Origin of the sequence: Chitinophaga sp. ARDCPP14 (assembly GCF_051362515.1) — a bacterium.
Classification (GTDB): domain Bacteria; phylum Bacteroidota; class Bacteroidia; order Chitinophagales; family Chitinophagaceae; genus Chitinophaga.
This window is the reverse complement of sequence record NZ_JBKIXB010000007.1, coordinates 436,742-452,684: the sequence shown is the minus strand read 5'-3', so window position 1 is coordinate 452,684 and position 15,943 is coordinate 436,742. Positions and strand designations below refer to the sequence as shown.

Here is a 15,943-nt window from a genome sequence, read left to right as displayed (position 1 = left end):
TACCATTAAAAGGGGATAATTACTTACAATTTGAAAGGGTTTCCAGGAATGACCACAAAACAATATTTTAATATAATGACTGTTAACAGCTATTCTTTTCAAATTGTTTTAGCTTATATCGAACTTTTGCCTAAAAAAAGCATTTCCCTGCTTAATGAGAACAAAACCAAAAAAATTGATTAGTCAAGTCTAACGCCTTTTATCTTTTGTTGAGGAATCAAAAGCGACGAGATTGAACATTGCCCGCATTCTACTCCTTAGCCTGTTGCCGTAGACATCTTCAAGTTCCTGGTTATTCAGGTTTGTGGTTACATGTGTCAACATTTTATTTGAAATCAGCAGATCATACCGTGAAAGCAATATTTCCCCCATTACATTGCAATTATTCCCCCAAAAGTTAATCTGCTGTTCCAGTCCCAAATCGTCAAAACAATGTACCCTTGGAATACTCGAGTAAGGGAAAAAAGCGTTCCTGCTATATCGGGCAATGACATCATACCCTATCTTCCCAAATTCAAAACTGATATCTCTACAGGAAATCATCTGCGGCCTGTACAAATCTGCCGCTAAATTTCTCGTCAGATTCATGAGGGAGGTCTTGCCACATCCAATGGGACCGGTAAGCAGTATGCCTTTATGCAAATCTACGCCTTCGACGGTGGCAACAGCGGCGTCATGGAGGAAATAAGCAAGTAATTTCACTACTACCGGCCGATCCATATCTTCAATTCGGAAGTGGATTCCATAGATATTCTTTCCGTGTTCTTCCAGCTGCTGCATTAACAGGTAGTAGTCATAAGGGGTCTGAGTAGCTTTTGTTTTCATTGACATGGAGCCTTCCTGGCCCGGTTGGTTGTTTGGTGTTTCGGTCATGGGTTACGGTTTTAAGAGAAGGAATATTCAGTATCCATTTGTGGGCGGCAGACTGCCAGTCGATAATCAGCGTCCCACCGCCTTGTTGCCAGCCATTGGCCTGGTAGTGGTGGAAAAACTTGCCTGCTTCCATCGCCGGGTAGACGTTGGTATTAAAAAATTCCTGCACCTGGGACAAGGTGGGGAGAACACGCCCGGCAGCATCTGCATTTTCCGCGCGGGGTGTATACTGATCGAGTTGGGGATTTTTAATTTCATTTTTATAATTTTTTTTTGAGAGCGAGAGCCTCTTTTCTCTCTCTCGTTTATAATTGTTTATTTGTTTATTATAAAAGCGTCGCAAAATTGCGACTGGTATAGTATCACTTTTGCGACACGGCATAGTCGCATTTCTGCGATACGATCCAGTCGCAATTTTGCGACACGGCGTAATCGCATTTATGATACAAGTATCGGTATCACTTTTGCGACCGGAACGGCTACTGCTCATGCCTGATTCACCTCCTTTTAATTCATCAAATAATTGAAGCTGGGTAGTATCGTCATCGCAAGAGCCAGGGAATGAACGGATGGTAACAATTCCAGGGAGTGTAAGCCTGCCCTGTTGATATATAATATACCCGTAGATGTGGAGTTCTTTTATGCAGCGGGTATACGTGTTCATAGAGCCGATACAGCACAATGCAATGACTTCTTCGCGCAGGATGGGAAAGGATTTTTTAAAGTGATGCTGGTTCCATATCTGGAATAAAGCCATGTACAGGCTGACATGATTGGCATGTAACCGATCATCTTTCCGCACCTGTGCGAAGAAGGCATTCATATGCCTGATATAGTTGGTATGAGCTGATGTCTTCATCAGGAATGTTTTACAGGTTTCTTTTTGCCATCCAGCAGCTTTAATATTTCGTCCTGATCATAGAAGATCAAGCCGCCAATTTTGGTGTAGGCAAGTGTGCCGTTAATACGCATGTTTTGGAGGGTACCGGGAGAAATGCTAAGGAGTTCACGGACTTCGTGAGATTTGAGCCATTTACGGGATTTAACGGCTGGGGTGTTGAATAATTTACCTAATTCCTGGAATAATTCGGCTTTGAAGATTGCAAAATCTTCACGGGTTAAAATTTCTAGTGCCATACGTTTGGGGTTTGTTTGGTATGGCAGCAAAAGAAAAGTTATTCCCTACGCAAGAACAGTCACGGGGGTAACAGTACCCCCTGTAACTATTTGATTATTAATAAGAAGAATTTTATAGAATTATATGGCGATAGCGCTTTCTGCAAATTTAGTATCGCCATAGGAGATACTCCAATGCAAAGAAAATATCAAGGCTTATTCATTTATGAGAAGACTTAATAAGATCGGTTAGAATATTCCGGACTGCTTTGGATACAGCTGCATCATCTTTATAAAAGTTTGAACGCAGGCTTCCTGCGGAAATGGTATCCTGTTTAACAGTAGTAAAGAAATGAGAAAAGAAGTCCAGCACTTCTGTTTTGTTCTTATTGAGATATAAACCGTTATCCACCAATAGCCTGATTATATTACCAAGTTGTGGAACAGAAAAACCGGTAAGTACTTTAAAATCTTTCCAGCGGCCTAATTCATCCGGGGTATGACTACTATGAGCTAAAGCGGATTTCTCCTTCTGATAAGTAATTTCATCGGCCAACCAGGACAATAACTGACTTTGAAGTGGAGCGTACAGTCTTTTAAAAATGAAACCGGGTTTAGCTATTGCCTGGCTGGCTTTTTTCTGAAGGAAAATAAGCCGATCAAGCTTTTCCCGGATGGTAGGCAGATTGTCAATTTCTGCGTTTATAGTCTCCGTCCAGTAGTGGAAATATTCTATACTATTGAAGTTAAGATACAGCAATAAATCTTTCACTTTCTCTGTCAGATCAACTTCATCGTCCACGTCCTCCAGTAATTCTGACAGCTTATCCCCCATTTCCTTTAGAAAATACAGCTGCTGGTAACTTATCAAAAGCCCAGTCCGGTCAGCCTTTACCAAGTCCGTAAAAGGCTGGAATACTATTGATATCAAGCGCTTTTCCGTGGCCGTTTCTTCGAAATCGTCCTTTAGCCTCTCAACATCATTGAAGAACTTATTCTTTGCTCTCAGAAGATATGATGATGGAACCTTACAGTCAATGTCCAGGTAGCGAACAAACTGACACTCCAGGAATGATAGAAGTTCGCTGAGGCTTAAATAAATTACCTTGTAAAGATTTAACCAGGTAATGTCTGTTAATGATACCTCACTATCTATAACATCGGCTTCCGGTAAGTAGATTGCCATTTGGTCTAAAAGTAGCACCAGCTGCTGTTGATGCATGCTGATATACCACTCGATCTGTTTCTTTTTGCCAAGATCATAAAGGTATCGGCCAAAGCTTTGCAGCATGCTTTCCTTTTGATTAATGACGTCGGTGGTGGTGAAAGCAAAGAACTTACTGTCAGGTTCTTTTTGCGTGGCGGATGCATTTTTAAGGTCAACACGAATTAATTTTTCAAAATAGGATAATTGGTAATGCTGGTATTGCATATCAATGGATGATTTTGAGTAAGCACGCGTCAGGATTGTCCAAATGATTGGCCGTAACCTTTCACATGACTTGGGTTAATATTCCGGGATTCAAACGGTGCCTGCAAGAAATACTTTTGGGTGCATTGTTGTTGTTATGCATTTGTTATGCAAACCATTTTGTGACATTTATCAATTTTGATTCTTGATATATGTCAATACTAATTCTTGATAAATATCAAGAAAGTCAGAGCAGAAACTAAACAACATTTCTGCCCTGACAACTCAACTAAGCCACAGCTGCGCACATGAGGGAGTCCGGCAGTGCAAGGTTAAAGATATTTTTCAGGGTTTTCATGTCACTACTCACTTTACCGGCGACAATCTTAGCGTAGATCTGTGTGGTACGTATTGATTTATGCCCCAGCATCGCGCTTACTGTTTCCAGCGGCACACCGTTGGCCAGCGTGACGGTTGTTGCAAAAGTATGCCGGGCGGTATGAGTAGTAAGATTTTTGTTGATACCGCAAATGTCTGCTACCTCTTTGAGGTAACCATTGAAACGCTGATTGCTATTGATTGGTAAAAGCACATTGTTGGCTATACAGTAGGGATGATTTTTATATTTGGCAAGAATTTCCTTTGCGATAGGTAACAAGGGAACATTTTCACGGCACCAGGTCTTTTCTCTATTTTTAATGATCCAGTCTTCTCCGTCAAAGAATTTGGCGATATTATCAGGGCTCAGCATCAGTGCATCCTTGTATGCATAGCCTGTAAGTGCCATAAAAAGATAGGCGTCTTTGGTTTCCTGCAGGCGAGGAATCTTGAAATCTTTATAATATAAAGTGCTTAGCTCCTCCATGCTCAGAATATCTCGTTCTGGGTTTACATAGGTACACACGTAATCCTCCAGAGGATTCACACTAAGCCATTTTCTTTGGACCGCCAGTTTTAAGACCTGTTTAGTATTTTTCAGGTATTTCATGGCGGTATTATCCTGGATACCTTCTGTAAGGGTCATGTGATCGAAAAAGTCCTCCGCAAACGCATACTCAATTCGTTCCAGCGGAATATCGGGCATTTTGAATACCGCCTTCAGGAAAGCAACCTGCTTTTCCTTCGTGGTGTACCATTTCTTCAGCGTACCGTCTGAGCGTTTTTCCTTTTCTACTTTCTCTTTGAATTTTGCGTTGTGGTAGTCGATCACCTGTATCAGGGTCTTTTTCTCGATGTGAACACCCAGATAGGCGTTCTTTAACATGGTGGGAGTAATGGTAGGCCCTTGTGCCTTCAGAAGATTATAATGCCGGATCAGCTCTCCCCTCACATGGAGAATATGCTTGTTAATCTCAATGGCCTCCATCGATTTGCCGGCAACTTCGGCCGCTTTATTATTGAACCGTGCCGGTTCCACCTGGTACCCCAGCGAGAAACCGTCGCGCTGTCCGTCGATGGTGATCCGCAGCATAATAGTTGCCTTGCTGTCGGGGTTGTTGTTGTCCTTCCTTAACCAGAATGAAATTGATAATTCTTGACTGACTTTCATGTTCTTTGTGGGTTTAGGTTAACGCCTTTGGTGTTGTTTGGTGTTAATTGTTTTGGTTTGAAGTCCTAAAACCCTGATCAGTGAAGCATTACAGAGAGAAAGGTTACACTAAAATTAAGTATTGCAGGTGTAACCTTTTATGTTACCATTCACCTTCGTTTTGAATGATAAACCTTTGTAGCCGGAAAACAGAAAAGCCGCGTAAATCGTGCGATTTATGCGGCTTTGATACTGTTTGTATTCTTTATGGTGATCCCCTTGGGACTCGAACCCAAGACCCATACATTAAAAGTGTATTGCTCTACCAACTGAGCTAGGGAATCGTTTCATTTAATGGGAGTGCAAAAGTAGGAATTAATTTAAAACTTCCAAATAATTCTTAAAAAAAATGCTAACCCCCATGCATACACGTACATCAAATCCCTATCTTTATACCTATGGCAACTCCTAAAGAACTACCCGAACTTTTCTTCGAAACCCAGCAGCAGTGGGAGAAATGGCTCGCAAAGAATCATGCCCAGGAAGATGGCGTATGGCTGCGCATGTATAAAAAAGATACCAAAATCCCTTCTATTAATTATGCCCAGGCACTGGAAGAAGCGTTGTGCTACGGGTGGATCGACGGCCAGTCGAAGTCCGTTGATGAAAAATCCTTTATACAAAAATTTACGCCGCGACGGGCTAAGAGCATCTGGTCGGAAAGGAATACAAAACATATAGAGCGCCTTACGGCGGAAGGGAAGATGAAGCCTGCAGGTATCCACCAGGTGGAGCTGGCAAAGGCCGATGGCCGCTGGGAAAAGGCCTACGCTACGCAGAGTGAGGCAACGGTGCCGGACGATTTTATGGCGGCATTAAAAAAGAACAAAAAGGCGGCGGCTTTCTTTGAAACGCTGAACAAGCAAAATAAATTCGCTATTTACTTCCGGTTACAAAACGCGAAAAAGGCAGAAACAAGGGCGAAGCGTATCGTCGATTTCATCGCAAAGCTGGAACGGCACGAAAAGTTTCACTGACCGGCCATTCCAGCTGTAAAAAAACTATATCATTCCATTACTATGCGGCAGCTTTGCGGGAATAGCCTGTGCCACCCGCCAGTGCTCGGCCAGCAATCCTTCATGTAGCCGGTATATATCGTAACAAACTACATCTGCAGTGGAACATTGCGCCATTACAAAGTTCCCCTCTCCTATGATGCGGTGAACCCTGGGGTTTTCCAGTACTGAATAACCCATATCATGTGAACGATAACCGGGCGACAGCAGCGCGGCATCAGGCTCCCGGAGGTATTGTTCTACAATGATCTTGTTACCGGCAGTGAGATGCAGGTCAGTGATGGCAGTGGCGCCCTCCGTTATAGACGCATTTTGCGGCTGTTCCTGCGTGGCATCCCAATGCTCTGCCAACTTCCCCTCTTCGAGGCGATAAAGATCCACAACCGCCACGTTTTTACCCATAAAAGCCACATCCATATGCAGCATTACGTAATCGCCATCTTCGATGGCACGCACTACGGGCGATTTTGCCTCTGCAGGAGCGGGTTGCTGCTTCAGGTACGCCAGCGCCTCCAGCAAACCGGCCTTGCCGTCTTTTACCATAGGACTGTGCTGGATGTAGGAACCATGAAGATAAGTATCTATTACACCGGTGTTGCGCTCCCCGGTGAGGTGTTTGAATGCGGCCAGTACAATGGCCTTATTGGATATTGATGACATGTAATTACCTGGTTAAATGTGCACATAAGCACCTGTTTGCATTAAAATAGTGTGGAAATATTAAAGAAAGGAAACCCTGTCCCTTTCCGGGGAAAACCGGTTTTTGGTAACCGGGAGGAGATATGTGGTGAAAATACTGATGCCGTAAACCTACTATTTTCCCGGCAAATCAGCTGCATTTAATTTCGACTGGATAAAAAAAAGCGCGTCCCGTGACAGGACGCGCTTTCAAAAAGTTATCTGGATTACCCCATTGCGTTACTATAAATTCCATTGGCCTCTGCCTTTGCTTTACGCACGTAATCACGCATCGTACCGGCAGATTTCTTTACGGAATCTTTGGCGTCTTCCAGCAAATCCTGTCCCTGTTGACGTTTTCTGAGATATAAGATAACCAGGGAGGCTGCAGTACCTACAGCTGCTGCTGCAAACAATATCTTTTTCATATTTCAGTTTTTAGTCCGAAAACAGAAATCCAATAGTCATGCCAATAGCGGCACACACAACCGTTAGAAGATTTCTTTCCCAAAAGGCGTAAAGCTCAGGCTCATCAGCTTAAAATGCTGCCGGCCCCAGGGAATGCCGATAATGGTGATAGTAAGCAGCAGACCGAAAACCAGGTGCGTGAGCGCTATCCATACACCGCCGATAAGGATCCAGATAATGTTGAAGATCGTGGCCAGGCAACCCGTTTGCCCCGGCACGTCTCTCACCTGCCGGCCAAATGGAAACAAAGTAAAGAAACCAATCTTAAAACACTGCAATCCAAACGGAATACCGATAATCGTCAGGCAAAGGAGAAAACCGCTGACCATATACTGTATAAATGCAAAAAAGCCCCCGAAGATGAGCCAGATGATGTTACCAATTAAGTTCATCTTTCAAATGTAAATAGGTTAAGGCACATTTGGAGGACGCGGAACAATTTCTCTCAAAAAAATACCCTCCTCCTTTTTAACCCGGCAATAATACCGGGATCAGAGAAATACCGTCCCAGTTTTTCGCCAATACCGTTTTCCCTTTACTTGTTACGGTCACCTTCCATTGCCCGCCCAAACGTTTCACGGTAATATCCATATCCGCGCCGAAAGCCCTGATATGGCGCAAAGCCATCTGGTTCCAGGCGGCAGGCAACCGCGGACACATGTCAAAACTCCGCAGCCCCGTGGGAACAATACCAAAAAGCCCTTCAGTAATCACGCGGCAATACAACGCGCTCTCGCCCGACAAGTGACGCTGATCCCCCTCCGGCCAGGCCTCCACCGGGTATGGCACATGCTCACCCAATAAACGCTGACGGGTATAATACGCCAGGTATTTCAGGGTGGTATCAGTAGCCCCCGCAAAAAATAACCCACGGAAAGCATACAGTGTGGAGCGGTCCCAGAAAGTATGATCACCGGCCGCAGTGAGGATACCGTTCCGCGTCCACAAATAAGGCGATAACAGCGCTTTCATGGTCGCATCCCGGCGTTGATTAAGCCCCATCACCAGCGGCAAACAGATCCAGGAGCGCAGCACAGTGTTCTCTTCGTAATAACGGTAGGTATCAAATCCCTGTACACGGCGACCAAAAAACAATTCCATGTCGCGGCCAAGCTGCGTAGCCCGTTTGTTATACAATGCGGCCGTATCGCGATAGCCCAGTGCTTTAGCCAGGTAAGCCGCACCCTGGTATGCCCCGTAAGCCAGGGCATTGGTGGAAAGATTAGCCTTGCCCGCAGGGAAACGTCCCTCCAGCTCATCGGCATCGGAAGTAATGATCCCATCTGCCCTTTTGTGCAGCTCCAGGTATTGCAAACACCAATTAATCAATGGGTACAACTGCCGCGCCATAGCAGTATCGCCGGAAGCCAGTGCAAACCTGGCGGCTCCGTAAGCAATCATGGCCTGATCACCCCGGTCGCCAGCCCCGTTCCAGTACCCATCCCCTTCCGCAATAATGGAACTTGGAATGGGCTTAAAAGCGGGGTTCATATAAGTGGCAAATAAACGGAAACTGTTGGCGGCCGATTCATTGCCGTTGAGATTTCCCAGGAAAGGAAAAAACGGGTTGGCATATTCTGCCTGATCATTGGCCCAGATAGCGGCATAATAGGCCCCTCCACCCGGACCGTGCATCAGTCCGGCCTTGGTGTCATAAATACTTTCCGTTGCCCGCAACTTCGCAAAATCGAAGCCGCGGTTAATAGTATCATCAGGTGTTTCCAGCACAAGGTTCCGCATCAGCTCCTGCACAAAAGCTTCCCGTCTTCCCAACTCATAACCCGGCGAAAAATGGTAAGCAGGCATACTCATTTTACGGGCGGAATAAATTATCGCTACGGAATGCTTCTCTCCGGGCTGCAAATCAAAGCTGCCATACCCGGTTACTTCCGAACGGATGGCATATTCCCCGTACACGCCTTTATCAGCCGCAGTATGCTGTTCTTTCACAAGGCTGTCCACCTGCACATGGCAAACACGGCTGCCATTATTCACCAGCTCACGCAATTGTATAAAACCAGCCTTATCTACAGAAGGGGAAAGCAGATCTGTTACCCCCATCGCTGTATTACTGCGGGAATGAATGCGGAGCATTCCTTTAAGATAAAAACCAACAGGTATAGACCGGAGCAGCACACCATCTACCGTCACCGGCGGCAGCTCACTACCAGTAAAATCAACTTTCAGGCTGGCATGGGTATTATTGGGAATGGTGCGCAGCATCGGGAACACCAACTGTTTTTTTAACAGCAGTTCCCGCTGTTCGTTTGTGCCATAGGTGATGATGGCCGACAGTTGCTTGCCGCTCATTTCAATGTGATCGGTATGCGGCCGGGAATCTTTTACCGTCCAGCGGATACCGCCATCTGCGGCCAGTTCCCAGCGGGCCTCCTGCGCGGTTGCGTAACAGGAAATGCCCGTTAACAGGCAGCTGAGTAATAACGTGCGAATACGATTCATGTATCATCAAATTAAAAAAAAGGGGAAACAATGGACGAAATATTTATCAATAGCCTGGATTCTGCACCAGTAAATTATTCTTATTCATCTCCTCTTTAGGTATGGGAAACAGGTAATTATTTAAATTAAACTTGCGGTTTTGCAGCGTCGGGTAGGTATACGTAAAAGTACCATCGGCCTTTTTGTCAATGCTTACCCGTTTCAATGGCTTATTATCGGTGATAGCAGCAATCTTCCAGCGCCTGACATCAAAAAACCGGTGCCCTTCAAAGCAAAGCTCAATCATTCTTTCATGATAGATCCGGTCGCGCAGCGCGGTACCTGTAGCGGTAACGTCCGGCATATTCACACTGGCGCGGGAACGTACCAGGTTAAGGTATTTACGCGCGTTCACTTCATCGCCAAGCTCCCAGGCTGCCTCCGCATAGTTAAGGTAAATTTCCCCCAGCCGGAAAATAATCCAGTTCTGCGCGCTGCCGCCATCGATATTCGTATTGGTTTCATCCGCATATTTGCGCCAGTTATAACCGGTGAGGCTCGCATTCCAGTTATCCACGTTGCTTTGCGGGCTGTCCATGCCCCCTGTGAAATATTCTACCGTTCTGCCTTTGAACGGGGCGCCGTTAAACAGGATATCTGCATAAAAGCGTGGGTCGCGGTTGTCATAGGGATGTGTGGCATCGTACCCGGAAGCCGGATCTGTGACAGGTTTCCCGTTCTTCATTTCAAACTCGTCAACTATATTCTGCGAAGGCACATACGCGGAATATCCATGTGAACCGTTAGGATAAATATAAACATCAATATAGTTATCGCCATAAGTGGCATTCATGCCGAAGGAGAGAATTGCTTCCGGTGTTTTTTTATCAAGAAAGAGCTGTTTATAATCTGTCCGTTGATCCAGCTGGTAATATCCCTGCGCGGCCAGGTCTGTCACGGCTTTGGCCGCATCTGCCGCCAGCTGCCACCTGGCTTTGTCACCGGCAGCATTATTCAGCGCACTGGCAGCATACAACAAAGCCCTGGATTTGAAAGCCAGTATGGCGCCTTTCGTAATGCGACCGGTATTGCTGCTGTTATAAACGTAGGGCACCAGTGGCAACGCCTCATCCAGCTCCTTTATAATAAAATTTATACCTGCTTCATAAGTATCACGTTTTACCAGGAAACTGCTATCGGCAATAGTATACGATTTTGTAATCAGCGGCACACCGCCATAGCGGCATAGCAAATCAAAGTAACACCAGGCACGGATGAACTTCATTTCACCGGTCAGCCGGTTACGCAGGTCTTCATCTCCCTTCACCCCTGCTATTCTTTCAAAAAAAATATTACAGCTGCGGATATATGCATAGTCATCGGTCCAGTTATCCAGGCCGGTGTAATCCGGCGTAATTTGCCCGAGGTTAAAGCGGAATTCGCCTTCGTAGTTCCAGTGGTCATAACCTTCGTCGGAAGCGCCGGAAAGACCGGTAGTACTGGCTTTCGTGGAAGCGTCGATAAAGTGGGGCAATATCCAGTACCTCGAATTCACATAAGCTTCCACCAGCCGCAGATCAGACCACATCACTTCATCAGAGTAGCTCATCGGAGGTTGCTTGTCGAGGATATCTTTATTGCAGGCAGATAAACTTACCCATGCACCTATGCCCGCTGCAAAAAGTTTATATATCGTTTTGTTCATGATTATTAATTATGATAATTTAGAAAGAAAGATTCACGCCCATATTAAAGATCCTCGTTTGCGGATAGTAGTTGCCGGTTACGTTGTTCAACTCCGGATCATACTTTTTCACCTGGCTGAACACCAGCAGGTTAAAGCCATTGGCGTATACCCGCAGCTGCTGCAGCTTGAAACGGGAAAGACTGGCAGCCGGGAAAGTATACGAAAGTTCTACTGTTTTAAGCCGGAGAAAGGAAGCGTTCCGCAACCAGAAATCCGACTGGCGGTTGGTAATGTCATTATCACGATCGAATGATGCGGGCATACTGCCATTCACGTTAGTGGCCGTCCAGCGGTCTTCGTACATCCATAAGGGTGGTGTTAAGGCGCCGCCGTTCTGCGACGGAAGAATCAGCATCTTTGCGCCTGCCTGTCCCTGCCACAGCACGTTCAGACCAATTCCTTTATAGTTCACGCCCATGGTAATGCCATAAATACTGGTGGGCGTAGTGCTTTCAAAAACCCGCACCTGGTCGTCGGAAGTAATTTTCTTATCATCGTTTACATCTATATAGCGGATATCACCAGGCTGGGTTCCTGCCGGGTGTACGGAACCATCTATTTCAGATTGGTTATGGTAGATGCCCGTAGTTTTATAGATCAGCCAGGAATTCATCGGGTGGCCCTGGATCCGCTGCCAGGATGGGATGTTGGCCGCTTCATCATTAAACACCACTTCGTTTTGCGCGTAGGTATAGTTAAATCCTAGACTATAGCTCAGATCTTTACTCACGCGGTATTGGTGTGCTGCCTCCACTTCAAATCCGTGGTTATTTACAATACCAATATTCTCCGGAGGCAAACTGCCCGTTAACCCGGTAGATGCCGGCACTGAGGCATTCCGCGCTACCAGGATATTGGAGCGGCGGGAAGTAAAGTAGTTGCCATTCAGGGTAAACATCCCTTTCAGGAAAGATGCTTCTATGCCCACATTCTTTGTTTCAGCCACTTCCCAGGTGATATTGGGGTTGGGAGAAATGCCGGCAGAAAGCCCGGGTACTCTTTGCGGATCATTTCCGAAATACACCCCGTTATCTTTATTATACTGTAAAATATACTGGTAAGGATTAATTTTATCGTTCCCCATTTGCGCCCAGGATGCCTTTATTTTGAGCTGATCCATAAAATTCACCGATTGCTGAAAGAAGGGTTCCTCTGAAATACGCCACCCTACTGAAACACCGGGGAAGGTACCCCAACGTTTGTTTTTAGGAAAATTAAAAGACCCGTCATGTCTGATGATAATTTCTGCCAGATATTTATCCGCATAACCATAGCTCACCCTTCCAAAAACATTTCGCCTCGCCACCTGCGCTGCTGAACCGCTGTTGTCTTTGTCTTTATCCGCACCTAATGAAATCTGGTCTACCTGGTCGCTGAGAAAATTTTTGCGCATAGCGGTGATGCCTTCGTTATATCCTTCACTTTGTTCATACGCCACAAAACCGCTTACCTCATGCTGATGGAATTTTCTTTCATAGGCCAGCCGGAGGTTATAGGTTTTATTATTGTAATGACGGAATCCTTCATCCAACCGCATGGGGCTTTCTGCATCGCGTACGTTGTTATATTTCTGGGTGGCAGGATCGTACCGGTATGCATCCCAGTTATTGAGGAATGTTTTATCGTTATGGAACTGGAAATCGTAGGCTGCCAGTCCGCTCAGCGACAGGCCGGGTGTGAGGGCGGGCAATTTCAGATCAAACGATAAATTAGATTGTACGAAGAAATCCTTCACCTTGTTATAGCCGGTAGCGCCGGAAGCCATCAGCACAGGGTTGCGCCCGCCAGCCAGCCCGGGGCCTGGCAACCCGTTGGGATAATAATCAGGTAACGTGGGATAAGCGGATAATGTTTCGCCGAAGATAGTGCCGCTGCTGTAGTTGGAATATTTCCGGTCTTCCATCCTGCCGGAAACATCCACCGCTACCTTCAGGTTTTTGGAGATGCTGGCGCCTACATTGGAGCGCAGGTTATACTGGTGATAGTTGGTAGCTGATTTGCGATAGATCCCGTCCTGGTAAAGGTATTCACCGGAGATAAAATAATCCACGCGGTCGCTGCCGCCGTTTACCGACAGGGCATGACGGTTTTGCGGGGAATATTTTTTGAGAACCGAGTGGTACCAGTCGGTATTAGGATGACCCAGCGGATCGCTGCCGTCGGTATATTTTCGTATATCCTCGTCCGTGAACAAAAGGGGTTTATTGGACCGGGTATATTTTTCATTCATGTAGGTGGCGTACTGCCCTGCATTGAGTAATTTGGTAATATAGGTGGGCTGTGCAACGCCATAGCTGCCATTGTAGGAGATAACGGGCTTGCCAGGTTTGCCTCTTTTTGTGGTAACGAGGATAACCCCATTGGCGGCTTGTGCGCCGTAAATAGCGGCGGAAGCATCTTTGAGCACGGTAATGCTTTCCACATCATCGGAGTTAAGGCGTTCGAAGGAGCCCCTGTTGGCTACACCGTCGATCACTATCAGCGGGCTGTTATCGTTGAGGGTGCCTTTGCCACGGATAAGGATCGACGAAAAATCGTTTCCCGGCTCACCGCTGCGGTTGTTGGCAATTACACCGGTAATGCGGCCTGCCAGTGCATTCGATAAATTGGGGGAAGGACTTTGTTTCAGTTCTGTTCCTTTTACGCTGGATACAGCGCCGGTGACATTTACCTGTTTTTTAGTACCATACCCAATCACTACTACATTGTTCAACGCGGAAATACTGGCTTCCAGCTCAACGTTAATTTCGCTTCTTGTGCGGATGGCTTCTTCTCTTCTCTGGTAGCCGATAAAGGAAAATACGAGTGTGCCGGTGTTTTCTTTTACCCGGATGGTGTAGTGTCCGTTCTGATCGGTTTGTGTGCCATTGGCGGAATGTTGCAGCCCTACGCTAACACCAGCCAGCGGCTTTCCTTCTGTATCTTTCACGATGCCGCTAATGGTGTGTTCCTGCTGAAGCGGCATTTTTTCAGGCGCTTCAAATACTACTACCATTTTGTTAGTGATGCGGTAGCCCAGTGGTAACCCGTTGAAGCCGGCATCCAGGATTTGCGGAATGGTGGCATCATGAAGGGAAATAGTGATGACCGGCATCTTCTGCAGGTCTTCATCATTGTAGAGGAACTGGTAGTCGCTCTTTTGCTGAAGGAAATTAAACAGGCTTGAAATTTTTGCTTCTTTCAGGGAAACGGATAACTTAATTTCCTGGGAGTAGCTGGCTGCGCGCAGTTGTAAGATGCACATCAGTGTAAGGAGTAAGGTAATACGCATTGTACGGGAGATGAATACCAGCAATAGTTTGTCGTCCGGGAGGTACCCGGAGCATCCAATTTTTTTCATAACTTTGTTTAGCATAATAGTTAGACAATACCTGTCTGTTCCCTTTTCACAGTACATACAGGTTGTTTGGCATTATAAGCCGGGAGTGTTCGCGCATTCCCGGTTTTCTTTTTGATCCTGCTTACATGGAATAACTGATTTGGTTGTATTAATCTGTTTTTCTGCGGCCAGCGCTTACCCTTAACAGCTGGCCTTCCCGGGAGAAATGTACCTTCCCGGTTGCTTCGAGGAATTGCAGTATATCATCTAATTGTTCACTTCTGATAATGCGGCCGGTGAAATGCGCGTTACCATCTACGGATGATTCGGTAACAATCACTACGTTGTACCAGCGGGATAATTCTTCCAGGATGTCCGATAACTTTTCGCTGCGGAAAATGAACACTCCCCTTTTCCAGGCGAGGGCAGCGTCCACGTCGGTGGATTCCACAGCGATAGCGCCATTGACCACCGCCTGTTGGCCCGGGGCCAATAACCGGCTGTTGGTACTGTTTGCCGCGGATACTTTTACGGCGCCGGATACCAGCGTGGTGCGTTCATAACGTTCACCCTTATACGCTTTTATATTAAAGGCAGTGCCGAGCACCTGCACAGTTGTTTTGCTGGTATGCACCACAAAAGGGTGTTGCGGATCAGCAGCTATTTCAAAATAGGCTTCTCCGTCCAGTTCCACGCGGCGTTCCTTTCCGCTAAAGGTGGCGGGGAACCGCAGCGAGGTAGCGGCGCCTACCCATACGTGGCTGCCATCGGGAAGCACAACTTTATCCTCCATTCCTTTTGGCGTAACAAGCTGTTGCCATGCTGCCGGCGCACCTTCCCTGCCGGTGCCGTTCACCGGGTACACCGCTGGCGGAGAAGCCTGTTTCCCACGCAGGTACCATCCCATGGAAATGGCCGCCAATAAAGGCATGGCAATGGCAGCGTATTGCAGCCATCTTCGCCGGCTATTCCGGGTAAGCACTGGTATACCTGGTGCGGCATCCAGGTGGCGTACCTGCATCATTAGTTTATCAAATGCGGTTTTATTTTCCGTTTCACCAAGCGCCGTCACCCGTTCATCCAGGTAACCGGGATGGGTGAGTTGCTGCCATAATTGCTCATGAGCCGGATCTTCTTTTTTCCATGCCTGCAGCTGCTGCTGTTCCGCGGGCGTAATGTTTCCCGCCAGCTGCCTGGCTATCAGCTGCGCGATGACTAGGTGTTTGCTGGTATTTTCCATAACTGGTAGTACATAAACAACCAGTTTTAAAAAGTGGGTGAAAGAAGA

Annotated in this window: 13 protein-coding genes and 1 tRNA gene; 1 reads left to right on the top strand and 13 read right to left on the bottom strand. The window is 46.5% G+C overall.

Going from position 1 to position 15,943, the window contains the following annotated elements:
• Positions 1 to 189: 189 nt before the first annotated feature.
• From ACLHR0_RS21255 to ACLHR0_RS21230, 6 genes are all read right to left on the bottom strand, one after another.
• Positions 190 to 873 (bottom strand): hypothetical protein, encoded by a 684-nt coding sequence (locus tag ACLHR0_RS21255; RefSeq protein WP_436489307.1) that lies wholly within the window; start codon positions 871 to 873, stop codon positions 190 to 192.
• Entirely contained in the window at positions 794 to 1,732 is a 939-nt protein-coding gene (locus ACLHR0_RS21250; protein WP_436489306.1) for a hypothetical protein, read from the bottom strand. Before ACLHR0_RS21250 ends, ACLHR0_RS21255 begins: the two co-directional genes overlap by 80 nt.
• Positions 1,732 to 2,010, bottom strand: coding sequence for a helix-turn-helix domain-containing protein (locus ACLHR0_RS21245; RefSeq protein ID WP_436489304.1), 279 nt, complete (start codon positions 2,008 to 2,010; stop codon positions 1,732 to 1,734). Before ACLHR0_RS21245 ends, ACLHR0_RS21250 begins: the two co-directional genes overlap by 1 nt.
• Positions 2,011 to 2,209: 199 nt before the next feature.
• Entirely contained in the window at positions 2,210 to 3,421 is a 1,212-nt protein-coding gene (locus ACLHR0_RS21240; protein ID WP_436489302.1) for a hypothetical protein, read from the bottom strand.
• A 268-nt stretch (positions 3,422 to 3,689) separates the two neighbouring features.
• Positions 3,690 to 4,949, bottom strand: a complete 1,260-nt coding sequence (locus tag ACLHR0_RS21235) for a site-specific integrase (RefSeq protein ID WP_436489300.1) — start codon at positions 4,947 to 4,949, stop codon at positions 3,690 to 3,692.
• Positions 4,950 to 5,196: 247 nt separating this feature from the next.
• Positions 5,197 to 5,272 (bottom strand) — tRNA-Lys (locus tag ACLHR0_RS21230).
• Between the two features lie 114 nt (positions 5,273 to 5,386).
• On the opposite strand from ACLHR0_RS21230, the gene ACLHR0_RS21225 reads away from it, so the two are divergent.
• The gene (locus ACLHR0_RS21225) at positions 5,387 to 5,965 is read left to right on the top strand and encodes a YdeI/OmpD-associated family protein (protein WP_370907624.1); all 579 of its coding nucleotides are present in this window, start codon (positions 5,387 to 5,389) and stop codon (positions 5,963 to 5,965) included.
• A gap of 24 nt (positions 5,966 to 5,989) precedes the next feature.
• Here the strand turns inward: ACLHR0_RS21225 and ACLHR0_RS21220 are convergent, their stop codons facing one another.
• From ACLHR0_RS21220 to ACLHR0_RS21190, 7 genes are all read right to left on the bottom strand, one after another.
• Positions 5,990 to 6,664 (bottom strand): nuclear transport factor 2 family protein, encoded by a 675-nt coding sequence (locus ACLHR0_RS21220; protein ID WP_436489297.1) that lies wholly within the window; start codon positions 6,662 to 6,664, stop codon positions 5,990 to 5,992.
• A 245-nt stretch (positions 6,665 to 6,909) separates the two neighbouring features.
• On the bottom strand, positions 6,910 to 7,110 hold the full coding sequence (locus ACLHR0_RS21215) for a hypothetical protein (RefSeq protein ID WP_079472574.1): 201 nt from the start codon (positions 7,108 to 7,110) through the stop codon (positions 6,910 to 6,912).
• A 63-nt stretch (positions 7,111 to 7,173) separates the two neighbouring features.
• Positions 7,174 to 7,542, bottom strand: coding sequence for a YccF domain-containing protein (locus tag ACLHR0_RS21210; RefSeq protein WP_429049951.1), 369 nt, complete (start codon positions 7,540 to 7,542; stop codon positions 7,174 to 7,176).
• A gap of 76 nt (positions 7,543 to 7,618) precedes the next feature.
• Entirely contained in the window at positions 7,619 to 9,610 is a 1,992-nt protein-coding gene (locus tag ACLHR0_RS21205) for a hypothetical protein (protein ID WP_436489295.1), read from the bottom strand.
• Positions 9,611 to 9,656: 46 nt separating this feature from the next.
• Positions 9,657 to 11,294 carry a RagB/SusD family nutrient uptake outer membrane protein gene (locus tag ACLHR0_RS21200; RefSeq protein WP_436489293.1) on the bottom strand — a complete coding sequence of 546 codons (1,638 nt, stop codon included), beginning with the start codon at positions 11,292 to 11,294 and terminating at the stop codon, positions 9,657 to 9,659.
• 19 nt (positions 11,295 to 11,313) lie between these two features.
• Positions 11,314 to 14,676, bottom strand: coding sequence for a TonB-dependent receptor (locus tag ACLHR0_RS21195; protein WP_436489291.1), 3,363 nt, complete (start codon positions 14,674 to 14,676; stop codon positions 11,314 to 11,316).
• A 148-nt stretch (positions 14,677 to 14,824) separates the two neighbouring features.
• Positions 14,825 to 15,895: a FecR family protein gene (locus ACLHR0_RS21190; RefSeq protein WP_436489289.1), complete on the bottom strand. Its 1,071-nt coding sequence runs from the start codon at positions 15,893 to 15,895 to the stop codon at positions 14,825 to 14,827.
• Positions 15,896 to 15,943 lie beyond the last annotated feature (48 nt).